This window comes from candidate division WOR-3 bacterium (assembly GCA_039804025.1).
Classification (GTDB): domain Bacteria; phylum Hydrothermota; class Hydrothermia; order Hydrothermales; family JAJRUZ01; genus JBCNVI01.
On record JBDRZP010000001.1, the window covers coordinates 21,363 to 47,057 of the forward strand.

At 30.3% G+C, this 25,695-nt stretch carries 22 protein-coding genes; 9 read left to right on the forward strand and 13 right to left on the reverse strand.

Annotated elements, in window-relative coordinates:
* Positions 1–27: 27 nt before the first annotated feature.
* Genes tmk through rsmI form a run of 4 tightly spaced genes read right to left on the reverse strand, consistent with a single transcriptional unit; the run spans position 28 to position 3,054 of the window.
* Positions 28–675 carry a dTMP kinase gene (gene tmk / locus ABIN73_00110; GenBank protein ID MEO0268129.1) on the reverse strand — a complete coding sequence of 216 codons (648 nt, stop codon included), beginning with the start codon at positions 673–675 and terminating at the stop codon, positions 28–30.
* On the reverse strand, positions 676–1,767 hold the full coding sequence (locus ABIN73_00115) for an inositol-3-phosphate synthase (GenBank protein ID MEO0268130.1): 1,092 nt from the start codon (positions 1,765–1,767) through the stop codon (positions 676–678).
* Positions 1,768–1,804: 37 nt separating this feature from the next.
* The gene (locus tag ABIN73_00120) at positions 1,805–2,380 is read right to left on the reverse strand and encodes a CDP-alcohol phosphatidyltransferase family protein (protein MEO0268131.1); all 576 of its coding nucleotides are present in this window, start codon (positions 2,378–2,380) and stop codon (positions 1,805–1,807) included.
* On the reverse strand, positions 2,377–3,054 hold the full coding sequence (gene rsmI, locus ABIN73_00125; protein ID MEO0268132.1) for a 16S rRNA (cytidine(1402)-2'-O)-methyltransferase: 678 nt from the start codon (positions 3,052–3,054) through the stop codon (positions 2,377–2,379). The genes ABIN73_00120 and rsmI overlap by 4 nt, the downstream gene beginning before the upstream one ends.
* Positions 3,055–3,164: 110 nt before the next feature.
* Here rsmI and speD point away from each other — a divergent pair, with 110 nt between their 5' ends.
* The 7 genes from speD to ABIN73_00160 are packed head-to-tail and all read left to right on the forward strand — an operon-like array spanning position 3,165 to position 9,586.
* Complete coding sequence (gene speD, locus ABIN73_00130; protein MEO0268133.1) at positions 3,165–3,950, forward strand: adenosylmethionine decarboxylase; 786 nt, start codon at positions 3,165–3,167, stop codon at positions 3,948–3,950.
* Positions 3,937–4,413 (forward strand): TlpA disulfide reductase family protein, encoded by a 477-nt coding sequence (locus tag ABIN73_00135; GenBank protein MEO0268134.1) that lies wholly within the window; start codon positions 3,937–3,939, stop codon positions 4,411–4,413. Before speD ends, ABIN73_00135 begins: the two co-directional genes overlap by 14 nt.
* A 3-nt stretch (positions 4,414–4,416) precedes the next feature.
* On the forward strand, positions 4,417–5,352 hold the full coding sequence (locus ABIN73_00140) for a ribose-phosphate pyrophosphokinase (GenBank protein ID MEO0268135.1): 936 nt from the start codon (positions 4,417–4,419) through the stop codon (positions 5,350–5,352).
* A 13-nt stretch (positions 5,353–5,365) separates the two neighbouring features.
* Positions 5,366–6,013: a 50S ribosomal protein L25 gene (locus ABIN73_00145; GenBank protein MEO0268136.1), complete on the forward strand. Its 648-nt coding sequence runs from the start codon at positions 5,366–5,368 to the stop codon at positions 6,011–6,013.
* Complete coding sequence (gene pth, locus ABIN73_00150) at positions 6,010–6,612, forward strand: aminoacyl-tRNA hydrolase (protein ID MEO0268137.1); 603 nt, start codon at positions 6,010–6,012, stop codon at positions 6,610–6,612. Before ABIN73_00145 ends, pth begins: the two co-directional genes overlap by 4 nt.
* Positions 6,609–8,660: a sodium-translocating pyrophosphatase gene (locus tag ABIN73_00155; GenBank protein ID MEO0268138.1), complete on the forward strand. Its 2,052-nt coding sequence runs from the start codon at positions 6,609–6,611 to the stop codon at positions 8,658–8,660. Before pth ends, ABIN73_00155 begins: the two co-directional genes overlap by 4 nt.
* Positions 8,657–9,586 (forward strand): aspartate carbamoyltransferase catalytic subunit, encoded by a 930-nt coding sequence (locus tag ABIN73_00160; GenBank protein ID MEO0268139.1) that lies wholly within the window; start codon positions 8,657–8,659, stop codon positions 9,584–9,586. The genes ABIN73_00155 and ABIN73_00160 overlap by 4 nt, the downstream gene beginning before the upstream one ends.
* Positions 9,587–9,598: 12 nt before the next feature.
* Here ABIN73_00160 and thiI read toward each other — a convergent pair whose 3' ends face one another.
* From thiI to ABIN73_00180, 4 genes are all read right to left on the reverse strand, one after another.
* Positions 9,599–11,023 (reverse strand): tRNA uracil 4-sulfurtransferase ThiI, encoded by a 1,425-nt coding sequence (gene thiI, locus ABIN73_00165; protein ID MEO0268140.1) that lies wholly within the window; start codon positions 11,021–11,023, stop codon positions 9,599–9,601.
* Positions 11,023–12,009, reverse strand: coding sequence for a GTPase (locus ABIN73_00170; protein ID MEO0268141.1), 987 nt, complete (start codon positions 12,007–12,009; stop codon positions 11,023–11,025). The genes thiI and ABIN73_00170 overlap by 1 nt, the downstream gene beginning before the upstream one ends.
* A gap of 119 nt (positions 12,010–12,128) precedes the next feature.
* Complete coding sequence (locus tag ABIN73_00175; protein MEO0268142.1) at positions 12,129–14,246, reverse strand: T9SS type A sorting domain-containing protein; 2,118 nt, start codon at positions 14,244–14,246, stop codon at positions 12,129–12,131.
* Positions 14,186–14,644 (reverse strand): hypothetical protein, encoded by a 459-nt coding sequence (locus ABIN73_00180; GenBank protein ID MEO0268143.1) that lies wholly within the window; start codon positions 14,642–14,644, stop codon positions 14,186–14,188. The genes ABIN73_00175 and ABIN73_00180 overlap by 61 nt, the downstream gene beginning before the upstream one ends.
* Here ABIN73_00180 and ABIN73_00185 point away from each other — a divergent pair.
* On the forward strand, positions 14,631–14,912 hold the full coding sequence (locus ABIN73_00185) for a hypothetical protein (protein ID MEO0268144.1): 282 nt from the start codon (positions 14,631–14,633) through the stop codon (positions 14,910–14,912). The two genes, ABIN73_00180 and ABIN73_00185, sit on opposite strands and share 14 nt — an antisense overlap.
* Positions 14,913–15,163: 251 nt before the next feature.
* On the opposite strand, the gene ABIN73_00190 is transcribed toward ABIN73_00185, so the two are convergent.
* From ABIN73_00190 to ABIN73_00200, 3 genes are all read right to left on the reverse strand, one after another.
* On the reverse strand, positions 15,164–17,623 hold the full coding sequence (locus ABIN73_00190) for a C25 family cysteine peptidase (protein ID MEO0268145.1): 2,460 nt from the start codon (positions 17,621–17,623) through the stop codon (positions 15,164–15,166).
* Positions 17,624–17,638: 15 nt separating this feature from the next.
* On the reverse strand, positions 17,639–19,099 hold the full coding sequence (locus ABIN73_00195; protein ID MEO0268146.1) for a hypothetical protein: 1,461 nt from the start codon (positions 19,097–19,099) through the stop codon (positions 17,639–17,641).
* Positions 19,100–19,584: 485 nt separating this feature from the next.
* Positions 19,585–21,246 (reverse strand): hypothetical protein, encoded by a 1,662-nt coding sequence (locus tag ABIN73_00200; GenBank protein ID MEO0268147.1) that lies wholly within the window; start codon positions 21,244–21,246, stop codon positions 19,585–19,587.
* A gap of 1,299 nt (positions 21,247–22,545) precedes the next feature.
* Here ABIN73_00200 and queA point away from each other — a divergent pair.
* Complete coding sequence (queA, locus tag ABIN73_00205) at positions 22,546–23,511, forward strand: tRNA preQ1(34) S-adenosylmethionine ribosyltransferase-isomerase QueA (protein ID MEO0268148.1); 966 nt, start codon at positions 22,546–22,548, stop codon at positions 23,509–23,511.
* 1 nt (position 23,512) lies between these two features.
* Here queA and ABIN73_00210 read toward each other — a convergent pair whose 3' ends face one another.
* Positions 23,513–24,052 carry a CDP-alcohol phosphatidyltransferase family protein gene (locus ABIN73_00210; GenBank protein ID MEO0268149.1) on the reverse strand — a complete coding sequence of 180 codons (540 nt, stop codon included), beginning with the start codon at positions 24,050–24,052 and terminating at the stop codon, positions 23,513–23,515.
* Entirely contained in the window at positions 24,049–25,695 is a 1,647-nt protein-coding gene (locus tag ABIN73_00215; protein ID MEO0268150.1) for an AAA family ATPase, read from the reverse strand. Before ABIN73_00215 ends, ABIN73_00210 begins: the two co-directional genes overlap by 4 nt.

The following is a 25,695-nucleotide window of genomic DNA, read 5'->3' on the forward strand; positions in this document are numbered from 1 at the left end:
TTCCTCCTTTTCAATTTCAATTTTAAGCTATAAACTCTTAATAAGTGAAATAAACTTTCCTTTATCCTTTAATCTTTCTATTACTTTTAAAAAAGCCTTTTTAATTATTTCATCCTCCTTTTCATTTCCGTCTAAAATAATTACTCTCTTTTTCGCTCTTTTTGCAATATCAAGGTATCCTTTTCTTACCCTTTTATGAAATTCCATACTTTCTCTTTCAATTCTATCTTTACCTTTAAGTCTCTTTAAGCTAATTTCAGGATCTATATCTATCAAAAAAGTAACATTAGGTTTTAAACCTGAAGTTGCAATTTTATTGAATCTTTTTATAAGTCTTATATTAAGCGATCTTCCATAACCCTGATAGGCAATTGTAGAATCATCAAATCTATCACTAATTACAATTTTACCCTCCCTTAATGCAGGTATTATTTTTTTTTCAACATGTTCCTTCCTTGATGCCAGAAAAAGAAAAAGTTCTGTCCACGGAGATATTTCCTCAGAATGTAAAAGAATTTCCCTTATTTTTTCACCTACCTCTGTTCCACCCGGCTCCCATGTGAGCAAAACCGGAAAACCTTTATTTTTTAATTCTTCAAAAAGTCCTTTAGCAAGTGTTGTCTTTCCACTACCCTCAATCCCCTCCACTGTAATAAAAAATCCCCACTTACCCACTTATTTACTTTTCTTCTTTTTCGTGTATTTTTTTATCCACTCCTCCAGTTTCTTTTTAGCCTGAAAATCAGGAATCTGTTTTGGTGGAGACTTCATAAAGTAAGCAGAAGGCTCAATAAGAGCACCTTTAAGACCATTATCAAGTCCAAGCTTTGCACATCTCACAGCATCAACAATTACTCCTGCTGAATTAGGAGAATCCCAGACTTCAAGTTTTAATTCTATATTTAAAGGAACATCACCAAAGGTTCTTCCTTCAAGCCTCATATAAGCCCATTTTCTATCCTTTAACCAGGCAACATAATCAGAAGGCCCAATATACACATTCTCTTCACCGATATCATAAGGTAAAAGGGAAGTGACAGCACCTGTTTTTGATTTCTTTTTTGATTCAAGTCTTTCCCTTTCAAGCATGTTAAGAAAATCAGTATTACCACCTACATTTAACTGACTTGTTCTTTCAAGTTTAACTCCTCTATCTATAAAAAGTTGAACAAGTGTCCTGTGAACAATAGTTGCACCAACTTGAGATTTTACATCATCACCTATTACAGGAAGACCTGCCTCTTCAAATCTTCTCTGCCAGTAAGGTTCCCTTGCTATGAAAACAGGAATTCCATTTACAAAAGCACATCCTGCTTTCAATACCTGTTCAACATACCATTTTGTTGCTTCTTCACTTCCAACTGGAAGAAAATTAACAACCACATCAGTTTTAGTTTCTCTCAATAATCTAACAATATCAGCAGTTTCTCCTGGTGCTTTCTCAATAATTTGTGAAAGATATTTTCCCAGTCCATCGTGAGTCATTCCTCTAACAACTGGTACATTTAATTTAGGAACATCACAGAATTTATATGTATTATTGGGATATGTATAAATTGCTTCTGCTAAATCTTTTCCAACTTTGTTTTTATCAATATCAATGCCAAGGGTAAATTCAATATCCCCTATATGATATCCACCGAGAACCACATGCATAATACCGGGTATAAAATCATCTTCCTTTGAATTTTTATAATAATAAACACCTTGAACAAAGGATGAAGCACAGTTTCCAACTCCTATTATAGCAACCCTTACTTTACCCATAATTAACTCCTTTTAATTAATGAAGGGGGTTGAACCCTCAATTTTTTTCCATAATTTTATAAGCATATAAAATCCTTCTTAAAAAAGTTAATACAACCAAAATTAAAAATAATATTAAAAGATAAAAAAATACTTTTTTTCCTGTTAAAGAAGAAAATGCAATAAAAACAATTCTTTCCTCCCTTTCCATCGGACCTACTCTTATTGAGTGAGAAAGACCTTCAGCCCTTGCTCTTGTATAAGAAATTAAAAAAGAAAATAAAAAGGAAAAAAAAAGAATAAGCACTTTCATTATTTCTTCTCTGTAAAAGTATATAAGAGAAGAAAAAATTATACCTTCATGAATTCTATCTGTCACTGAATCAATAAAAGCACCAAATTTAGTAGTAGAATTCCTATATCGTGCAAGAGCTCCATCTAATGTATCAAATAGAGAAAATATTATTAATAAAATACCTGCCAAAAGGAAATTACCTTTTATATAAAAAAAAGCAGGTATTAGAGAAAAAACTAACCCTGAAAAAGTTAAATGAATTGGTTTTATTCCCAATTTATTCATTAAATAAAGCAAAGGAATTATTGATTTTTCAAATATAATTTTTAATTTTTTCATTCTTTTTCCCCTTCTATTACAAGGGTAAACTCCCCTTTTTTATTTTTAACCCATTCAATCGCTTTCTCAATTGGTCCATAAATATACTCCTCAAATTTTTTTGTCATTTCCCTTATTAAAAAAACTTTCTTACTAACTCCTAAAATTTCTTTTAATTCTCCAAGAATTTTCTCTATATTGTGAGGTGATAAATAAAAAACAATTGTTCTTTTCTCCTCTTTTAGAGAAGAAAATAATTTTTTTCTTTTAGATTCCTTTTTTGGTGGAAATCCAAGAAACAAAAAATTATCACCATCCATACCTGAAACTGACAAAGAGGAGGTTAAGGCTGATGGTCCAGGAATAGGTGTAACTTTTATATTTTCTTCATGACATCTTCTTACAAGATATGTGCCTGGATCACATATACCTGGTGTTCCATTTTCTGAAACAAGGGAAATTTTTTTTCCTTCTTTTAATATATTTATAATAAATTCAGTCCTTTTTTTTTCCTGACCTTTAAATAATGCAAAAAGTTTTTTCTTAATATCGTATTTGTTAAGTAAGATAAGTGTTTTCCGTGTATCTTCACATACAATTAAATCTGAATCCTTTAACACCTTTATAGCCCTAAAGGTAATATCTTCAAGATTTCCAATGGGTGTTGCCACAACGAATAATTCTCCTTTATCCATCTTTTATTATAAAAAAATAAAGAGCGATATTTAAATTTGAAATTTAATTTTTTTTTACTTATTATTAATATACTTTAAAATGGTTCAAATCCAAATAATTTATTAAAAAAATGAAACCTGTCGGAGAACACTACATAGTAGAAGCTTCAGGTTGTGACCCACAGATAATCGGGAATGTGGAAAAAATGCAGGAAATTTTAGTTAATGCAGCCCATAAAGCAAATGTCAAAATATGGGCTGTATCTTTTCACAGGTTCCCTCCTCAGGGTGTATCTGGTGTTATTGTAATTTCAGAGTCCCACATTTCTGTTCATACATGGCCTGAATATGGTTATGTTGCTCTTGATATATATACCTGTGGTGAACATTCAAACCCTGAGGAAGCTGTTAACTTTGCTCTTCAGGAATTTAAAGCAGAAAATGTTCATATAAGTGAAATAACAAGAGGACTTGAAGAGGGAGACAGAATTTTTTTTCATTCAATAATTACATGGGAAGAGGAACTCACGCATTATAGAAAGAAACTCAAACAGGAGAGTTTTTTAAAAATGGTAAAGAATTTAATCTCTGAAAATGAAAAAGATAAAATTGAAAAAATTTTGAACCTTTTAGGGGAAACTTTTGAAGAGTATTCCTTTATAGGTATTTACAAAAAAGACAAACTATTATATTCGGTTAATAAAAAGAACAAAAAGGATAGAAGAGACAGAAAAAATCCAAGTATTCATTCTGAAATTCAATTTCCTCTTTATAAAAACAGCCAAGAATTAGGCAAGTTAGTGATAAGAACAAGCTCAAAAGATGGTTTTAAAGAAGAAGATGAATTTTTTTTAAAAAAGGTTTCTCTTTTGATTGAAGAAAATTTAGATGGAGGTAAACAAAATGAAAAAAATTAGCCTTATATTTTTACTCTTTTTCTTCTCCTGTTCTGGAACATCTAAAAATAAAGTTCCATCTTTTACTTTAAGAACTATTGATGGAGAGACTTTCAATATTGATGAACATATTGGGAAAAAAGTTATCATAATTGATTTCTGGGCAACATGGTGTCCTCCCTGCAGGGCAGAAATTCCTGGATTTGTAAGATTATATAGTAAGTACAGAGAAAAAGGAGTTCTAATAGTTGGAATATCTCTTGATAGGGGTGGAAATGCAGAAGAACTTGTAAAAAATTTTGCAAGAGAATTCGGAATAAATTATCCTTTAATGATGGGAACAGAGGAAGTTGAGAAAAAATTTGGAGGTATCGTTGCAATACCCACTACTTTTATAGTTAATAAAAAAGGAGAAATAATTGAAAAAATAGTGGGTTACAGAGATGAAAGTTTTTTTGAAAAAAAGATTAGAGAAAATTTATAGATAATGGATAAATTAAAAATTCTAAGTGGTAATGCTTCATCTGAATTAAGTGAAAAAATCTGTAAGAACTTGGGTATTGAAAGAGCTGATGTTGAAGTTTCCAGATTCTCTGATGGTGAGATAAGAATTCAAATTAAAGAAAATATAAGGGGATGCGATGTGTTTATAGTCCAGTCTACACATCCCCCTTCTGATAACCTGATGGAGCTTCTTCTTTTAATTGATGCAGCAGTCCGAGCATCAGCAAAAAGAATTACAGCAGTTATTCCTTACTTTGGATATGCAAGACAGGATAGGAAAGATGCACCGAGAGTTCCTATTTCTGCAAAGCTTGTAGCAAATTTAATTCAAACTGCAGGAGCAAACAGGGTTTTAACATGTGATTTACATTCTGATCAGATTCAGGGATTTTTTGACATTCCAGTGGATAATCTTTATGCTTTCCCGGTTTTCAGGGATTTTTTAGGAATTTTACCCAGTGATAAATTCATGGTTATATCACCTGATGTAGGCGGAACAAACAGGGCAAGGGCTTTTGCCAAAAGACTTGGAAATTTACCACTTGCTCTTGTTGACAAAAGAAGACCAGCACCAAATTTAGCAGAAGTTATAAACATAATTGGAGAAGTAAAAGATAAAAATTTGCTTATAGTGGATGACCTTATAGATACAGGAAGAACTGTTGCAAATGGAGCTCTCATTTTAAAGGAAAAAGGTGCAAAGAGTATATGGGTTTGTGCAACTCATGGACTCTTTTCAGGGAATTGTAAAGAAGTTCTTGATTCATCCCCTATTGAAAAAGTGATTGTAACAAACACAATACCAATACCACCTCATAAAAGATTTAAAAAACTTGAAGTACTTGATATTTCAAATTTACTTGCAGAGGCTATTAAAAGAATTCATGAAGAAGTTTCAATAAGTGAACTTTTCGTATAAAAAAGGAGGAAAAATGAAAAAAATTAAATTAAAGGCACAATTAAGAGAAAAAACAGGAACAAGAGAATCAAGAAGGTTAAGAAAAAAAGGATTTGTAACTATCGAACTGTATGGTGCGAAAGAGGAAAATGTTCATCTTGTAATAGAAAGAAAAAACTTTGAGAAAATCTGGCATGAAATTCATGGAGAAACTGTAATTTTTGAAATTGAATTTGACAATAAAAAAGTGAATTCTGTTATAAAGGAAATACAGAGAGATGTCCTTTATGGTTATCCAATTCATATTGATTTTCAGGTATTACATGAAAAAGAAGAAATTACTGTTCCTGTTCCTGTTATTCTAAAAGGAGAAGCAAAAGGAGTCAAACTTGGTGGAATACTTGAACACTTTATTCATCAGTTGCATGTGAAAACAGTTCCATCCAAAATTCCAGGACATATTGAAATTGATATATCTGATTTAAACATGGGTGACAGTATTCATGTTAAGGATATAAAACTTGAGAAAGGAATAAAAATTTTAGAACACCCTGAAGATACAATCTGTACAATAGCCCATCCAAAGGGAATAGAAATTACAGTTCAAGAACCAATTCTCCCTGAGATAAGCGAAGAAAAAGAAAGTGAGAAAAAAGTTGAAGAAAAGAAGAAAGAGGAGTGACAAAATTTTTTTTATTCGGACTTGGGAATCCTGGTAAAAAATATATAAATACAAGACATAACGTTGGATACAGGTTTATAAGTTATTTTTTTAGAGACAAAAATTTTAAGCCTGGTAAAGGAAATTTTTTTTATGCGGAAAATCCACCTTTTATTGGTATTTTACCATCTCTTTACATGAATGAAAATGGCAAAATTATTTTAGAATTAAAGGAAATTTTCAATATTAATCTTTTTAATTTAATTTTATTTCTTGATGATTTAAACTTACCCTTTGGAGCTATCAGATTCAGAGTCAAGGGTTCGGATGGTGGGCATAAGGGATTAAAATCCTGTATATATTATGCAGAAACCGAGGAAATAAAAAGGTTGAGAATAGGTATAGGTTTTAATTATAATATTGAAGCAGAAAAATATGTTTTAGAAGATTTTAAGGAGGAAGAAATTAATATTTTAGTTAATAAGGTTTTTCCCTATATAGAAGAGGGGATTTATAAATTTTTAAAAGATGGTGATATTAATAATTTTGAAAATTATATAAACAATTACCCATGGAGAGAAAGGGTTCAAATCCCCTATAAAAATGAAAAAGAAAAATGAACCTTATACTTTTATCTATTCTCATAGGTATAATTGCAGTTATATATTCTCTTTTAATGGCAAGATATGTTCTTTCCCATTCGCCAGGTACAGAAGAAATGGTAAAAATCTCAGATGCAGTTCATGAAGGGGCAATGGCTTTCTTAAAAAGAGAATTTAAAACAATTTTTTGGTTTATTCTATTTGTAGTTTTATTGATTATAATCGGTCTTTCCTATAATGGAATTAACTATTCAATTGCTACTGCTTTTGCTTATGTTTTAGGAGCAACCCTATCACTCCTTTCTGCTTATTTTGGCATGAATATTTCTACAAGAGCAAATACAAGGACTGCAGAAGGTGCTAAGAAGAGTTTCAATGAAGCCTTAAAAATAGCATTTTTCGGTGGTTCTGTTATGGGAATGACTGTTGTGGGTCTTGGTATTCTGGGACTTACGAGTTTATTTTTTATATACACAAATATTTTTAAAAATGTTCCAGAAAATATAAAATATGTGGTTTCCCTTCTAACAGGATTTTCAATGGGAGCCTCTTCTGTAGCTCTGTTTGCAAGGGTGGGAGGAGGAATATACACAAAAGCTGCTGATGTAGGAGCTGACCTTGTTGGAAAAGTTGAAGCGGGAATTCCTGAAGATGACCCGAGAAATGCTGCAGTTATTGCAGATAATGTTGGTGATAATGTTGGTGACTGTGCTGGAATGGGTGCTGATCTTTATGAATCCTTTGTTGGCGCAATTCTTTCAGGTATGGTTATAGCAGCAGTAAATTACGATTTAAAAGGTATCTTTCTTTCTTCATTTCTTGCAGCCCTTGGCATAATAGCTTCTATTTTAGGTGTTTTTGCTATAAGAGGAGCAAAAGAAAATGCCTCTCGTGCTTTACTTAAAGCAACTTTTGTATCAGCAATCTTATTTGCAATTTTTTCACTTTTAGTAACAATCTTCTATTACGGAAATATCAAAATATACTACGCAATTTTATCAGGTCTTATTGTAGGTGTTGCTATTGGATATTTAACTGAATATTACACAATAAAAGAAAGTATCTTAAAGGAAATAGCCGAAGCATCTACAAGGGGAGTAGCAACCAACATTCTTACAGGAATTGCAACAGGAATGATGAGTACAGTCGTTCCTGTAATACTCATTGGACTTGCAATTGTTGTATCTTATTTATCAGCCGGATTTTTTGGGATAGCTCTTGCAGGAATTGGAATGCTTTCAATTGCAGGTATGACTGTTTCAGTTGATGCTTATGGACCAATAGCTGATAATGCTGGGGGGATTGCAGAAATGGCTCATCTTGGTGAAAATATAAGAAAAATTACAGATTCCCTTGATGCTGCCGGTAATACAACTGCAGCAATAGGTAAGGGATTTGCAATAGGTTCAGCAGCTCTCACAGCTCTTGCATTATTTGCTGCTTACTCACAGACAGTAAGGACAATAACAGGAGAACTTTTAGACTTAAATATTCTTGACGCAAGAGTTGTTGCTGGACTTTTTATAGGTGGTGTTATCCCATTTTTCTTTTCAGCTTCTGCTATAAAGGCTGTTGGAAGAACTGCGGGACTTGTTGTTGAAGAGGTTAGAAGACAGTTTAAAGAAATACCAGGTTTAATGGAAGGAAAAGCAAAGCCAGAATATGCAAGATGTGTTGATATAACAACACAGGGAGCATTAAAAAGTATGATAATTCCTGGTTTTGTTGCTTTTATATCACCTCTCATTTTAGGAATTTTCTTTGGTAAAGAAGCTCTTGGAGGACTTTTAGCTGGTTCCCTTGTAACAGGTGTTCCTCTTGCGCTTTTTATGGCTAATGCAGGAGGGGCTTGGGATAATTCAAAAAAATACATAGAGGCAGGTAACTTTGGTGGAAAAGGTTCAAAAGCTCATAAAGCATCTGTTGAAGGTGATACAGTAGGAGATCCATTTAAGGATACAGCAGGACCTTCCTTAAACATTCTTTTAAAACTTATGGCAATTGTATCACTTGTTTTTGCTCCGCTTATAATTACCCTGAACTCGAAAATTGGAATTTTGAAGTGAAGAGAAAAGACCTTTTAAGTCTTAAAGACCTTGATAAAAAAGAGATTGAAACAATTTTAGATTTAGGAGAAAAATTTCTTGAAATTTTAAAAAGACCTATACCCAAGGTTCCAACATTAAGAGGAAAAACAATAGTAACTTTATTTTTTGAACCATCCACCAGAACAAGACTTTCATTTGAAATAGCAGCAAAAAGACTTTCTGCTGATGTAATAAATTTTTCAGCCAGTACTTCTGCGCTCTTAAAAGGTGAATCCACTCTTGATACTCTAAAAAACATTCTTGCTATGAAAGTTGATATGTTCATTGTGAGACATTCTTCAAGTGGTGCGCCTTATTTCCTTGCAAGAAATACAACTGCAAGTGTTATCAATGCAGGTGACGGAACTCACGAGCACCCTACACAAGGACTACTTGATATTTTTACAATGAGAAAACATAAAGGCGACTTGAAAGGCAAAAAGGTTCTTATAATTGGTGATATACTTCATTCAAGAGTAGCAAGGTCAAATATTTTTGGACTTCTAAAACTTGGTGCTGAAATTTATCTTGCAGGTCCAAAACCTCTTGTTCCGGATGAATTTGAAATTTTAGGAGCAAAAATTATAAAAAATATTGATAAACATCTTGGAGAAATGGATGTAATAATGGGTTTGAGGGTTCAGAAGGAAAGAGGTGGAGCAAATTATTTGCCCTCTTTTGAAGACTATAGAAGGTCATACGGAATAACAAGTGATAGGTTAAAACTTTTAAAAGAAGATTCAATAATAATGCATCCTGGACCTGTAAACTGGGGAGTAGAAATGGATTATGAAGTCCTTAAAGATAAAAGATGTGTAATACTGGAACAGGTAACAAATGGTGTTGCTGTTAGAATGGCAATTCTCTTTTATCTACTCGGACACGGAGAACTGGAAGAAAAATAAGTTTAAAAGAGTTTACATATTAGACATATAAAGTCGATTATATTTTAATATCCCACCTCTAAAAGCATAAGCTTTTACCCCTTTTTTTCTAAGTCTCAGGGCAACCTCCTGAGAAAATAAACCATGATTACAAAAGAAAATATAAATTTTATCCCTTTCAAATTCATAATTATCTATTTTGTTTAAAGGAATGTTTAAATCTGCCTCAAAAGGAATTCCAATTTTTCCTGAATTGTCCCTTATATCAACCTTAATAGAACCCTCTAAAACTCTATCTGTTTCTATATCTTCTTCCTCTATAATAAATGGTTCCCTAAGAGTTATTTTACTTTTTACTACAACATCTATTAATTTAGGTTCAAGAAAAAGCTCTAAATCTATTACCTTTTGTAATTCAGGTTTTGTAACAGGCTTATCTGGAACAATGGCACAATATTCCTTTACCTTTTCGGAAATTTCATAAGTTCCAATTTTCTTTGAAATATTTATTATTTCTTCCTTGTTAAAACCTATAAGAGGTCTTAGACACACAACTTCTTTTAAAATACTATCAATAACATAAAGCGAATCAAGAGTTTGTGAAGAAACCTGTCCTAAAGATTCCCCTGTTACTATTGCTTTAATCCCCTTTTCTTTTGCTACTTTTTCAGCAATTTCAAACATTTTTCTTTTCAGTATTATTCCCCAGTAAGAAGATGGAATAACTTCTCTTATATTCTCCACAACAGGTCTCAAATCGCATATAAAAAGCTCTGGATTTATTCCAAAAAGAAAATTTTTCCAGAAATAATTTATAAGTCTTGTTACCTCTTTTAAATGTGAAAAACCACCAAGATTAAAAAATAAAAAGGATAAATCTGCACCTCTTTTTGCCATTAAATAAGCTGCAACAATAGAGTCAAATCCACCTGAAATAAGACACAGAACTTTTCCTTGGGTTCCAAGTGGAAGCCCCCCTGCTCCTTCAATTTCTTTCTCAATAATAAAAGCATCGTTATTTTCAATTTCCAATTTAACCCATATATCTGGATTATCAAGATTTACCTTACCTTTTTTCTCTACAAGCTCTTTTCCTATTTCTCTTTCTGCTTCAAGGGAATTAAAATTATGGATACCTTTTCTCTTAACCCTTACTCCAAAGGTTTTATTTTTGACTTTTTTGGCAAAAATTTTCTTAACTTTTTTCTTTAAATCTTTTAAATCCTTAAATTTTATTTTTTCTGCTAAAACTATCTTTTTTATACCGAAAATTCTTTCAAAAAAATTTCTATACCCTTCAGCTTCTATAACTATTTTATCCCATTTTAAAAAAATTTTACCTTCAAAATTTTCTTTTTTAAAAGCATCCTCTATATTTTTCCTCAAAATATCAATAAATCTTTTTCTTATTCTTTTAGTTTTAGTAAAAAGCTCGGAAAATTTAAGAACAATAATCATTAAATGTGAAATTCAACAATATCCTTATCTTTAAGTATATAATTTCTTTCAACCCTCTGACCAGGAAATTTTGAAGAACCCCATACCCTCGCATATTTCAAATTTTTGGCAAAATCCTTATGTAATTCTTCTGCAGCATCTATTACTGAACTACCTTCCTCAAGTATCATAGGATCTTTCATATCAGGTTCTTTTCCTGGTTCCTTTGTGTAAATTCTTATTATTTTCAATGATTTAAAAATCTCCCTTTTTAAATCCTCTAAACCAAAACCTGTCAAAGATGAAAAGGGGAGAATTTTTTCCTTTGGAAAACTTTCTTTCAAAATTTTAAATCTCTCCTCTGCTCCTCCTGCATCAATTTTATTTACCACAAAAAAACCTCTTTTTTTAATAATTCCTTCAAAAGAATATTCATCTTTCTCTGAAAATTCAATTTTAATCTCATTTAAAATTTCTTTTAACTCTAAAAAATCATCAATAAGGTCATCCTGTGAACCATCAAGAATAGCCATAATAGAATCAGCATTTCTTACAATTTCTCTCTGCCACCAATTATACTTTGATGTCAAAAAGGGTGGTAAATCTACTATCTGTATTTGAATATCCTCATAGGGCATCATTCCAACTACAGGTAAAACTGTTGTAAAAGGGTATGGAGCAATTTCTGGATTTGCATTTGTTAAAAACTTAAGAATTGAGGATTTTCCAGAATTTGGTTTCCCAAATAAAACAACCTGACCTGCTCCTTCTTTTTCAGGGAAAAGAAAAGAGGGCGCACCTCTTTTTCTTCTCTGTTTTTCCTCTTCTATTTCTTTCTTAATCTGGGATATTCTTCTTTTGATATCAGCCTGCAGTTTATCAGTTCCTTTGTGCTTTGGCAAAGTTGCCCACATTTCTTTCAAAGCCAAAAGTTTTTCTTCAAGGGTTTTTGCTTCCCTATATTTTTTTTCAGCAGCAAGATATTCAGGAGTTAAATTTGCAGGCATTAAATAATTTAAAGGAAAAAATTATCAATTTCAAGATTTATATTGAATTTCTCTGGTCCAATAAGATTTCAAGAAGTGCTTTCCACAACTTCTCAAAACCTTTTTAAAAAATTAAATAACTATTTTATCCTCAAAATCTTTTTTATTTTCTTTTCATTATTGTATTCAGCCTTTATAAAATAAATACCTTTTAAAAGTTCAGGAATAAAAACACTGTGAAATCCTTTCTCAAAAACCTCTTTTAAATAAAACCTTTTTCTACCACTTATATCATAGATACATATTTTAACAAATCCTTTTTCTGGAACAATAAGTAAGATTGATTTTTCTTTCAGTAATGTTGGAAACTTAACATCAAACTGCATTTTATTCTCTACATCAATATCCTGTGGTCCTCCCTCCCCTTCCTTCCATACATAAACTTTCAAGGCACCAAGAACTGCTTTCCCATCACGCCCCTGTCCTTTAACCCTTATTCTCAATAAATCAGTAACAGCACTCTCAGGAATTCTTTTCTCAAAAACAGAATACTCATTTGCCTCAATATGCCAGACTCCAAGAGGTATATTATTAACATAAATTTTTTCATCTATTTCCCTACTAGAATAACCTTCAAACCTTATCTTAAACTTACTTTGAGGAATAAGCGGAATTTCATATATAAGCGAATCCCCATAATCAACATTTTTATAATACTCAGAACCAAAAGAAATATAACCCTCCCTATAAACATTCGTTATATCGGGCTCCTCGTTTCCAAAATTAAGAATAATAATTGGAGGCTCTTCTTCAAGCCTGACTTTTACATAATAAATCTTATAAATAGAATCTCCAGCATAAAAAACAAAATGCAAATCTTTACCATCACATAATAACTGAGGTGATAAAATAGAATAATGAGAAAATAAAATATTTTCTTCAAAAGGAGCTCCATTTTCACCATATAAGAGATAATTTAATGAACCCTCATTCTTTACAAATGTTACATAATTTTTATCTATAAAGGGTTGAAATACATTAAAAGCTTCTAATGAATAAACTTCCTTTGGATTTGAAAGAACACTAAATCCCTGAAATGTATACCTTGATAAAACCTTCGAACATTCCCCTTCCCTGTTTTTAACATAAACAAGATTAATAAATGAATTTGATTTTGTAATGTATGGATCAAAATAAATAGGTGCACCTGGTTCCTTCAATGTAATAAGATGTTCATTCGTATCTGGTGAAAGACAATAATACCTCAATGTATCATTTGCTCCCTCCCATAAAAGATGAATTCTATTTAAATAATCAACAGTTAAAGATGGCGATATTAAAAGAGGAATAATTGAATCATAAAATGTTTTAGGATGAACCCTGAGAGTCTCCCTCGGAGGCCAGGTTGTATCTATCGGCACTCTTTTTATCGTATTTACAAAATGGGTGAAAAATATATTAAAACTATGGAGATTCCTTAAATCAAATTTTCCAAGCATTAAAAGATTCCCTCCCCATATTCTTATATCAGTTAAATGATACCCAGGAGGAGGATGATGAGTAACTCCCCATTTTGTCTCCCATGTTACATACCCTGTGTTATTAAAAATCTCAAAACAAGGAGAACCAATACCCCAATAATATGTTCCCTCATTTGAGAAAACTGTAATAGGATTTTCCCACCTATTGCCATTAAATTTAGAAAATCTCAATTCCTCAAGAAATGTTGTATCATTATAAGAAAAAACACAGTAAACATTCTTAAACTCATCCTCTGAAATTGCAGGATTTTTACCTATCCCTATGAATAATTTCTGATTTTTATTCAAAATATAATCGTATACAGAATCATTCTTAGAATAAAGAAAATGAATATTACCAAACCCATCCTTTAAAATTCTCCTTGCATTATTTGGTGGAATATTTTTAAGGTCTATTTTTTGAGAAACTTCCCTCATATCAACATCATAAAAATAGGTAGAAAATTTCTTATAAACAACCTTACTTTTATTTCTTGTATTAATAAATCCAATATTCACCTTTCCAATTAACCCTCCCCTCCAAATAACACCATGAAATCCTTCCTCATTTCCATAAGCAGAAATAACCCTTACTCCATATCCAATTCCTGATGCCCCTTTAAAAAATCTTAATAGGTAACCTTTCCCATTAAAATCCTCACAGAAAATATAAGTATTTATCCTCCTGAATAAACATAATCCATCTTCTTCTGAGGTATATAAGTAACATCTCCCCAATCTCCGTATTGATTCAGTAAATACACTCTAATCCCAATACTATTATTTGTAAAAAGTAATAAATTATCCCCTAACACACTTAAAGCAGGATCATTTTCCTGTGGTACATCACTATATACAGGAATCCATGTTCCTCTATTTATTCTTTTGTAATGCCTTACTAATGCTCCATAAGGACCTGTGCTTGTTTGAACCACAAGATGTAATGTATCCTTATAAAAAACAAAAGAACCCCTGTTTGAAATATAATCGTTTTTAAATGTATCTATAAATTCCTTTGCAGAAGAAAATGAAGAAGGATTTAAATAATAAAATTTTGAATAATATAAGGAATCAATTGGAGCTCCACCAGAACTTATTATTCTCCCATATACAATATGTAAAGTGTCCTTTTTCATAAAAATAAATGGTTCCATAATTGTTGCATATTTTGTAGAACTGACTGTGAGCAATTTACTTGAATACCATGAATTTCCACTCTTACAAAAATACCATAAGTGCGACTTATTACCAGAAGTGTCTTTATCTTCAACAAAAACTATAATAGGTTTTCCATCTGAGGATAAAACTATTGATACATCTTTAATTTCACGATTATGGGTTCTATCTCTTTTAAAAACTTTCTTAATAGTCCATAAAAGCCCTTCATCATTACTAAAACCATGAATAACAAAAAGTGAATCCCCTTTATTATACTTATATGCAATATGAAGTGTCCCATCATTTGCCCTCTGTATGTTATGACTGTAATAATCACCTGTTGTTCCACTAAATACAGGAGAAGTTGTTACTGTATCACAGAGAATAGAAGTATTTTTTGATCCATAAACCCCATAAACCTTATATTCATAATCTTTAAAAGGAAAAACATTATCAAAAAATACTTCATTTTCATTAATATCTAAATCACCGGGAATTTAAAATGTATATTCAGTCCCACTAATAATCTCTTTTCTTTTTATTAAAAATTTATCCTCACATTTAGAATTATCCATAAAACTTACCTTTACATTGTTCCATGGATAAGAAGTTTCAAGTGTTAAATTTGAAGGGTCAGGAATTCTTGGAGAAACACTTACTGTATTTGAATAATCAGAATAAATATCTCCTTTTTTACATCTCACCCTGAATTGATAATCATGATATCCACCGATTATTGTATCTCTTTCTCTATTTGGAGGAAGTAAAATAGATTGCCAGTTACTGTTATCAATCTTATATTCGAGAATATAATTATCTTCATATTGTGAATTATCATTCCAGGAAAGGATTATTTTTACTACACAGGTATCAGTGTATACAATCTGGGCTGTAAGATTAGTTGGGGGGAAAAGTAGAAGCGTTATTTGTCCTTCGTAGGGTTTAAAATTATCTTTACTTACAGTGATATAAAATTTTCCTGGAGAAGCAGAAGTGGAGATAGAAAAAATTGCATCTCCATTTATATCTGTTAAATTAACTATCTGAAACTCGTTTTCTTTATAAATACAAACTTTTGCCTCTTTAACAGGATTATTATTACTTCTTACATTCACTGTAAAAGTTTGTCCAGGCAGAATACTTTGAGGATGCAAAACTTGAAAAAATTGAGGATTATTAGTCCACACTCTTAATGATGGATCGCCGAGAAAGACATACGCAGCTGCATGCATAAAACCGTTTCTAAGACCTTGTTCATCATAATTAGAAATTATATAAAATTTAGCACTATTTATAGCAGACCCTATTATCTTATTATTAAAATTATAGATTGTTTCGAAAATTTTTCTATCAAATGCTTTATTAACTTCCGTATTTGTCTCTCTTGTTGCACCTAATGCTGCTACACTTCCTCCACCTTGATAAAGTGTCCATGCTTCAACCATGCACTCTAACGGTTCTTGGATTGAACCATTTAAACAGGTAACATTTAAAACAATAGAAAGAAAATTATAATTGGAAAAGCTTTTCACATCGTTTGTAGTAAATTCACAAAAACCACTAGAATTGATATATTGCAATTTTGCCCATTTATCTTCGCTTCCATGTCCTCTATAATTAACCAATCCCACACCTGAATTTATTTCTGTTTTTATTTTATTAATTATGTCAAAAGTTGGATCCACTCCGTAAGCGGTAGTATAGGGAATATTATGGGGTCGGAGATAGTCTTTACATATATTTATTTTCTTTTTCGTATATAAGCTATCCATTTGTGGTTTACCTTCAATTCCTGCGACAAGAAACACTTTCTTTGCATTCCAATTTAAAGGGGTATATCTTTCATATATAAAATGTTTATTTATCATTATACTTAATTGATTTATATTGGACACATTAAATCTACCTAAATACACATCTGGAAAATTATCATTACCTGAAAGCAAACAATAATAATAATCTGAATATACATCTGGATTCCCATAAATATCAGGATATTTAAAAATTGGTAGCTCAGGGTTATTTTTAGCCCCATCTCCAATTAAAAGAACATATGATAAATTACCTAAGGTATTATAAACATATTTGATATATTCTTTTATATCATGCGTATCTGGGTTTTGTGGATTTGTTATTTCGGAAAGTTTAGTTAAAATGACATTATATCCTAATTTTTTCTTCCATAAAACAAAATCTGAAAGAGTGAAATAATACTCATCTGCAGTTATTATAAGATAACCTGGTGGCTCAACTGTTTGTAAAGGTGAAAAAGCCTCATAATTTAAAATTAAACTTTTATAAAAAGGAACATCTTCATAATTAACTTTTGAAGGTAAAGAAGGTAACGAATTTCGCGTATCTATTCCAGAAAACTGGATATTGACCCTAAATTTTTTATAAATGATTAATTCTTTATTAACAGGATTATAAGAAAAAGGACTAATTGAAATATTCACTATTCTGAAATCTTTTAAAATACCAGGATTCCCAACTCTTATTCTTTCTTGAGGATAAAATACATTTTTTGTATAAATTTCATCCTTTATAAAAGGGAAAATGGAATCACCTACTATTCCAATTTGTGAAGGGAAAATCAAAAGGTTATTTAAAAATGTATCTTTTATTACTTCAAATTCTGTATAAATTCCTGATTGAGGAGGAATAGCAATAGTTCTATTTATTAAAGGTAAAAGTGGTTTACCTACCTCATCTGTATACCCATCCTCCTTTAAAACCCTAATCAATTGATATACCTCATTATTAACAAAAGTATCTTTTATGAAAATTCCAGGTATCTCTACTTCTAAAATAAGTTCACTAAGATTTGAAGATAATATATTTATCTTCAAAGATTCTGGTGTGAGATTCCCATTTAAAGGAAAATATTCAGAGTGAAGGTAGAAACACCAAAAAGATAAAAAGAATATCAATTTTATATTTTTAAAAATTTTTCTCATAATACCTCCTCCTTTTTATTTTATTAAAATTATTTTTTTAAAAATTTTATCTTTGTTTTTTGTTTTTAAATAAATATAATAATTTCCGGCAGGAAAACGATCCGGTATCCAGTATAGTCTATAATAATTTGAAAAACCTTTCAAATTCTTATACAAATTTCTCACCTTCCTTCCACTTATATCAAAAATAGAGATGTCAAAAATTTCTTCTTTAACTCCTGCTAATGACAACATGTTAACATTTTTATTTGTGATAATAGATGGAAAAATATAAAATTCTAACTTCGATTTTAAAGGTATATCATTCAACTCAATGAATCTAACATATACCTGTCTTTTTTTAGTTATTGTATCCTTAACAATATAAGTAAACCATACTCTTTCTCTAAAATGGTCATAAACAAATTGATTGCCCGCCATCGATAAAAAACAATTTCCAATTTCAAATTTATATGGTCCATTCCATTTATTATCAAAAAATTGGAGATAAATATTATTGTTTCTTTTTTCCTTTTTGTACGGAGAATAAACTACCCATATCCTGTTTTCTTTATCAGTGAAAAGATAAGGAGGTATAGTCGATGAAGAACTATCTTCTTCCCATATTTTTGTTAAATAGAGATTTGTTAAATTTAAAAAATTTAATGTATATATTCGCAATTTTTTGGGATGTCTAACGGGATATGATAAATCCTTTATTCCATCATAATAAGAAATTACATATTCAGTTTTTGTTTGAATAATATTTGAAATTCCAAGATATAGTGTCTCAGGAGGTATAAAAACATCTCGCGCAAAAACATAAGCATCTCCCCATCTATCATTTTCAAATCTTCTCAATGAAAGTGCACAAGTATCGTAATCTCTCTCCCTTGCATAAAGTATATTTTCATATAATATCCACATTCGACCTTCTTTGTCACAGAACAAAGCATGTGTTCCACAAGCTATTTCTTTCATTAAACGGGTAACAAGAAGAGGAGTTGACCACTTTTCTCCATCATAATAAGCTGTAAATATTGGATAACTTCCATACCAATCTGTTGTCCAGGCAACCCATATATTCCCTTTTAAATCAGGTGCAACCTTATGCCAAAAATCGCAGGATGGAAAATCAGGAACATAAATAAGCTCACTTAAACCATTTTCATCAATATATCTGCCAAAAATATCTCTTGCATCACCACCCCAAAACCATATCTTATTATACTTATCAACAATAGGACCATCCCAGTCATATACTTCCGTATATTCGGGGAAGAAATTTATTGGTTCTGACCATTTTTCGTTTTCAAAATAGTTACAAAAAATATACTCATTTCCTTGTGTTCCCCAACATTCCCAAAATACCCATACTTTACCAATTGAATCAATACAAATCCCGCTGTGTGCCCCATAAGCTGTATCAGGAGTAATTTTAAAAGGAGGAGAAATTGTTATAGAAAAAAAATATAAAATTGATAAATTACCTATCATATATTTAATTATACAAGATTAAAAAAAAAAAAAAAGTCAAGAGTTTGTAGAATACCATAAAAATATTGAAATTTTCTGTCTCAATAAGATTAAAAGGAGTGCCTTCTACAAAGTGAATTTTTGCTACAATAAAATTATAGAATATGGGAATAAATGTTGAAAAAATTAAAAAAAGAATATAACCAGAGAATTAATTTAACGCTGCCTTAATTCCTCCACAAGCCATGGTGGACGGTCAGGTGCCCTTTTCCCGTATAAGGGAAAAGAAAGATATACGACAATGAACCACTTCACTATACACCCAATTTTTCCTTTCATATTTCACCTCCTTATTTTAAAAAATTTTTTAACTTCCTTATTTTTACCTTTTAAAAAAATAAAATAAACACCATCTGAAGAAATATTTAATGGTAAAAAATGCTCACCCTTTTCTAAATAACCTTTATATAGATCTAATACTTTCCTCCCTGTTATATCAAAAATTTTTAAATAGATGTTTTGTCTCTCAGGCAAAGAAAGATAAGCATAAATGTTCCCTTCTTTATAATATGGATAAAATTTATAAATATATGTTGTTTCAGGTAAAATCGTATCTGCTTTATAACAATAAATATATCCATGATGGGCAGCAAAAAATAATTTTTATAAATAACAGGATATCCCCCGGCTGGATATGGAGACCTTGCATCAGGAAGCAAAACTGTATCAAATACCTCTCCATTTAAAGTTTTAAAACCATATATGTAATCACAATTTGCTACCCAACCTGTATTTTTAATAGTAAAAACAGGACCTACTGCTCCACCACCATTTGTATCTTTTGGTGCTAAATAAAACTCAAGCCTTTTTTGAGCTGTCTTTGAATCAAAAGAAAAAACCACTGTAATTATTGTATCACCTGACCATTTGCCACAACCAGACCATATCTCATTATTATATCCTGATATTGGCGTATTATAAGAATACCCCATATATTTATCTATCTCAAGAGAACCTGTAAATATATTAAATCCAAGGAGTTTGAATCCAAAAAATGACCATAATCTATTATCATATATTGATGTGCGCTCTGATGATTTATTGGGTAAAATGTATTTCCATATCAAATCCCCTGTTAATGCATCACGACAGAGTGCTTTTGTTTGAACAGTATCAGGGTCATGAACCCTTTTTTCCATTATCCCATAAATTTTCCCATCAAAATAAGAAGGCACCTCAGAACCTACAAGTTTTTTGCCCCATAAAAGTTTTCCTTTTAAAGTATAAGCAAATGTTGCTTCATAACCAATCGGCTCAACCCACCCACGGGCAGGAGCATATACAATTGTATCAACAACAATGGGTTGAGCTCCCACAGTCGTTATCGGTTTTGACCATTTTTCATTTCCTGTAAAAGGATCAAGAGCAAAAAATGTTGGTAAACTCTCTGGTGGAATACCAATAGAAGTTCCTGCAAATAGAATTGAATCATTTGGGTCTAATGCACAATTCCATACATTACTTGTTAAATATTTCTCCCAGATAATCTTTCCTGTTTCAATATCCTTTGCCATTATCTTATTCCATTCAGGGGCACCTTTACCTGTAAAAAAAATTCCATGAGAAACGCAGGGAGTAATCTCGGTTGTCCAAGACCCCTCTCCTCCCCATTTATGTGACCATTTAAATTCAAACGGCTTATATAAAGGGAATGGATAATAATTTGTATGTTGAACATTATACTTCCATGTTCTCCAGGCGAATCTATCAGGTCCTTTATAACTTTTTATAAGTGAAGGATTTATAAAATAACCTTCATCTATCTTTATTAACCCTTCTTCCTCATTTTCTTTCTCCTTTGAAAAATCTTTAATCTCTAAATTCTTACCAGAAATAAAATATTCCTCATATTTATCATCAAAAAATAAAAGAAACTTTAAATTGCCCTCTTTTCTCCATTTATTTTTTGTAAACCATATAAATTCATCTTTTAATTCTTTATAAGGATACTGATTTTTATGAACTGCAACAATATAATTTTTACCTTTATATTCATAAACAATCATTATCTTTAAAACCCCTTTCTCTAAATAATAATCTATTTTTACTTTTGTTGAATCAGGAGATAAAAAAGCCTTTATGTAAAAATTGAAAATTATTATCATCATGTATTTAATTATACAGAATTGAAAAAAAAGTCAAGAGTTTGTAGAATACCATAAAAATATTGAAATTTTCTGGCTCAATAAGATTACAAGAAGTGCCTTTTACAAAGTGAATTTTTGCGCACCCTAAAGGGTGCGGCTACCGTAAAATTGTGGATGCCATATGATTAAATATAATTAAATGAAATTATGGGGATAAAAGAAAAAGGCACTCTTAAAGAATTTTTGCGAACCCTAAAGGGTGCGAATACCATAAAATTATAAAATCTTTGTTTTTTTGGAAAATTAAGGGTGAAGATAATATGAGGGATAATAGAAACAATATTCTAAAAAACTTGTTAATTTATACCTTAAAAGGTGTAGCTTTCCATCTAAAGATTTTATAAAAATGGTAGGCGCGGGCTTTAGGCCTGCGAATTTTTACCTTTTCCCATTATCTAATATCTCTTTAAAATTTTTCATTTAATATTGAATTTTTGCCAATATAAGAAATATAAGAAAATTTATTATGGGTTAATTTTGCTGATGAAATTTGCGTCTACCTTGCTCACTACCAATAAACATAAAATTATATCATATCTACTTATCCATATAGGGAGATTTGGGGCATCTAAAACTCTTAAAGGTGTCCAGCATTTTTCTAATTCAATACCTATTAAGAAAGACAATTTATCCCTTACTTTATAAAAATCTCTGTAATATAAAAAGCTTCCTATATTTAAATAAGGAGCTTCATCAATAATTTGTGCTCTTGCTCATACCCATCTCTAATCCTAAACTCAAATTTCCTTTCCCGAAAGGAAACTTTTTTGAAAAACTAATATTTAGGGAGTGAAAATTTCCCTTATGTTTATTTAAATTATAATACCATCTTGAATATTTAAATGAAAATGCGTAAAAATTTAGCATTTCTTTTTCCAAAAAATGCCAAAAGTGAGATTATAAGAAGATGTGTGTACAGAATGAATTCCATTACCTATCTCACATCCCAATTTTATCATAAGGAAAAAAATTAATCAAAAAAAATTCCATTCATTTTACCCCTTTTTTAAATTATATTCCAAATCACTTCCACAATGATAGTTTAATTATATAGTTATAGAATAAAAAAAGTTAAGTGTGTGTAGAATACCATAACTTTTTAGACTTTTGCATAAGTTTTGTTTAAAGATTTATGAAGTTCATATTGAATTTTTTCTCTTGAATATTTTTTTCTTATCAATGTTTTTGATTTAGAAATTAACTTTTTAAATTTCAGGAATTTGAAATAAATAAAAATTAAAACTATAATAGATAACTCTTATGATAAAAATAGATGGAAAAAATATTGCTCTTTTTCCTTCAAAACCCAGAGATTCCTGCAATTTGATGGTTTTAAATCTGAAAGAAAAAAAAATTATACACTCAAAATTTTATAATCTTCATAAATTTTTAAAAAAAGGAGATCTTATCATAGTAAACAACACTAAAGTGATACCTGCGAGAATTTTCGGCAGAAAAGATACAGGCGGTAAGGTAGAGGCACTTTTTGTTAAAAAAATTGATGAAAAAAGATTTTATTCCCTTTTAAAAGGAAAAAATGTTAAAAATTTTTATGTGGGAGAATTCAAATTAAATGTTCTTGATAAAAACAAATTTTATATTATTGAAATAGAAAATGGAAATATTGACAAACTTTTAAAAAAATATGGCAAAATGCCCCTTCCCCCATATATTAAAAGGGAACCTGTAAAAAAAGATGAATTCTATTACAACTCAATATTTGCAAAAAAAGAAGGCTCAATAGCTGCTCCTACTGCTTCACTACACTTTACAAAAAGAGTAATTAAAAAATTAAAAAAAGAAAAAATCGAGATAAAAGAACTTACACTTCATATTGGTCCCTTTACATTTCTTAGTAATATTGATGATGAAGAAATTATAAAGGAATTTTATGAAATTCCTAAAGAAACCTTAAAGGAAATAGAAAAAACCAAAAAGAATGGTGGAAGGATTATTTCAGTGGGAACAACTGTAACAAGAGCTTTAGAAACATGGGGACTTACGGGAAAAAGGAAAGGATATACTGATTTGATAATAAAACCTGGTTTTGAATTTAAAGTTACTGACATTTTACTTACAAACTTTCACCTTGAAAATCTCTCCCCTATCCTTTTAACCCTTGCCTTTGTAAAGGATGAAAATTTATTAAGGGAAAGTTATAAAGAGGCCCTTAAAAGAAATTACAGATTTTATAGCTTTGGTGACGCAATGCTTATAATACCTTAATTTACCCAACTTTTTTTACTTTGTAACTTTCCCTCCACAAGATTAAAAAAGTTATAAAATAAGAGGTGGAAGCCAGAAGTATAAAAAAAAGGGATAAAAATACAAGATACTCTTTTAAAGGGAAGTTAAGTAAATAAAAAATAAAAAGTAAAGAGAGAAAAAAACCTGCCAGTTTACCAGAAATATTTGAACCAATAACTTTTCCTTTCTTCCACAATAAATAACCGAAAAATAAACTTACAAAATCTCTTAAAAAAAGTATAATAACAAAAAATAAAGGTAAACCTTTAAAAAAATAAAGAGAAACAGAAACTGAATTAAAAAAAATCTTATCAATCACATGGTCAAGAATCTTACCAAGTTCAGAACTTTCTTTTCTTTTTCTTGCTATATAACCATCCAGAATATCTGTGATAACAGCAAGAGAAAGCAAAAATAAAACTATTTTTGATTTATTTTCCTTGATAAAATATATAACAAAAAAAAGGATTGGTAATCTTGTTAAAGAGAGAATATTCTGAATTTTAAAAAGCTCATTCATTTTATACCTTCACTAAGCAATTTTTCAGCAGCATTTAAAGAAGTTTCATCAATTTCCTTACCTGCGATCATCCTTGCAATTTCTCTTTTTCTTTCTTCTATACTTTTAAGTTCCTTTACTTTAATTATAGTCTTTCCGTTTTTAACATCCTTATAAACATAAAAATGACAATCAGAAAAAGAAGCAATTTGTGGTAAGTGAGTTATACAAAAAACTTGTTTTCCCTTCGCCAAAGTTTTTAAATTTTTTCCAACAATTCTTGCAACTTCACCTCCTATTCCTGTATCAACCTCATCAAAAAGAAGTATTTTGCTACTTTCCTTTTCAGAAATTAAAGTTTTTATAGCAAGCATTATTCTTGAAAGTTCACCACCTGAGGCAACCCTTGATAAAGGAAAAGGACTTTTATCCTTTGAAGTTGAAATTAAAAATTCCACCTCATCCTTTCCTCTTTCGTATAAATCTCTTTCATAAAATTTTACCTCAAATTTTACATATGGGAAACCAAGATTTAAAAGGATCTTTTCGACTTCTTTTTCAAATTCTTTTGCTTTCCTTTTTCTTTCCTTTGATAACATATTAGCCCTTTCTTCAAGATTTTTTTCCATATCCTTCAAATTTTTCTCCATTTCTTTTATCTTATTTTTTAAAATTTCAAAATTCTCAAGTTCTTTCTTCCATTTTTTATATAAAAATAAAAGGCCTTCTTCATCTGTTCTGTGTTTTCTTTTTAAATCCTCAATTTTCTGAAGCAAATTCTCAAGTTCCAAAAGTCTTTTTTCTTCTTCTTCCTCTTCAAATCTTATCTTTACAAATTCATCAATTGCTTCACCAAGGAGGTTATCTATTTCCTTTAAAAGTTCAAATCCCCTTTTACCTAATTCTTTAAAAAGATTTTCATTTTTTAATATTCTTCCAATCTTCTTTATAACCGAGTCCTCTCCTTCACCTAATTCGTTCAAAATTTCATTTATTTTTTCATTAAGCTCTTTCCTTTCATTCAATTTTCTGTATTCGTCAAAAATTTCACTTACATTAATATTCTCAATATCTATTTCTTTCATTTCTTTTATTGAATGTTCCATAAAATCTTTCATTGTTAATATTCTCTCAAAATCCTTTTGAAGTTCATTGTATTCTTTTAAACTTTTTTTGTAAGAATTAAAAAGTTTTTCAAATTTTTCACTTTCTTCTGTTATAAAAGAATATCTATCAATTATATCAAGGTAATTTCTTTTATTAAGAAAGTAAAACTGAGAACTCTGTCCATGAATTTCAATTATCTTATCAAATATCTCCTTCAGTATAGATAAAGATACAGGGACTCCATTAACTCTTATTTTAGAAACTTTCTCTTCAGGATAAAGTATTCTTTGAACAGATATTTCTTCTTCAACAGGAATTTCATATTTATCAAAAATTTCTTTATCAGGTTCAAATTTAAAAATACCCTCAACATAAACTTCCTTCAAACCTTCAAATATACTCCAGTCAACTCTTTCACCCTTTAAGAGCAAAAGGGATTCAAGAATCATTGATTTTCCAGCACCTGTTTCTCCTGTGAAACATATAAATCCTTCCTTGAAGGAAAGTTCTATTTCCTTTATTAATATGTAATTTTTAAGATGAAGGTATAATAGCAT

Excerpts from the sequence above, each read along its gene's own strand:
- ABIN73_00115 (MEO0268130.1), bottom strand. The coding sequence starts at position 1,767 with ATGGGTAAAGTAAGGGTTGCTATAATAGGAGTTGGAAACTGTGCTTCA.
- ABIN73_00120 (MEO0268131.1), bottom strand. The coding sequence starts at position 2,380 with ATGAAAAAATTAAAAATTATATTTGAAAAATCAATAATTCCTTTGCTT.
- rsmI (MEO0268132.1), bottom strand. The coding sequence starts at position 3,054 with ATGGATAAAGGAGAATTATTCGTTGTGGCAACACCCATTGGAAATCTT.
- speD (MEO0268133.1), top strand. The coding sequence starts at position 3,165 with ATGAAACCTGTCGGAGAACACTACATAGTAGAAGCTTCAGGTTGTGAC.
- ABIN73_00135 (MEO0268134.1), top strand. The coding sequence starts at position 3,937 with ATGAAAAAAATTAGCCTTATATTTTTACTCTTTTTCTTCTCCTGTTCT.
- ABIN73_00140 (MEO0268135.1), top strand. The coding sequence starts at position 4,417 with ATGGATAAATTAAAAATTCTAAGTGGTAATGCTTCATCTGAATTAAGT.
- ABIN73_00145 (MEO0268136.1), top strand. The coding sequence starts at position 5,366 with ATGAAAAAAATTAAATTAAAGGCACAATTAAGAGAAAAAACAGGAACA.
- ABIN73_00155 (MEO0268138.1), top strand. The coding sequence starts at position 6,609 with ATGAACCTTATACTTTTATCTATTCTCATAGGTATAATTGCAGTTATA.
- thiI (MEO0268140.1), bottom strand. The coding sequence starts at position 11,023 with ATGATTATTGTTCTTAAATTTTCCGAGCTTTTTACTAAAACTAAAAGA.
- ABIN73_00170 (MEO0268141.1), bottom strand. The coding sequence starts at position 12,009 with ATGCCTGCAAATTTAACTCCTGAATATCTTGCTGCTGAAAAAAAATAT.
- ABIN73_00180 (MEO0268143.1), bottom strand. The coding sequence starts at position 14,644 with ATGAAAAAGGACACTTTACATATTGTATATGGGAGAATAATAAGTTCT.
- ABIN73_00190 (MEO0268145.1), bottom strand. The coding sequence starts at position 17,623 with ATGAGAAAAATTTTTAAAAATATAAAATTGATATTCTTTTTATCTTTT.
- ABIN73_00195 (MEO0268146.1), bottom strand. The coding sequence starts at position 19,099 with ATGATAGGTAATTTATCAATTTTATATTTTTTTTCTATAACAATTTCT.
- ABIN73_00200 (MEO0268147.1), bottom strand. The coding sequence starts at position 21,246 with ATGATGATAATAATTTTCAATTTTTACATAAAGGCTTTTTTATCTCCT.
- queA (MEO0268148.1), top strand. The coding sequence starts at position 22,546 with ATGATAAAAATAGATGGAAAAAATATTGCTCTTTTTCCTTCAAAACCC.
- ABIN73_00210 (MEO0268149.1), bottom strand. The coding sequence starts at position 24,052 with ATGAATGAGCTTTTTAAAATTCAGAATATTCTCTCTTTAACAAGATTA.
- ABIN73_00215 (MEO0268150.1), bottom strand. The coding sequence starts at position 25,695 with ATGCTATTATACCTTCATCTTAAAAATTACATATTAATAAAGGAAATA.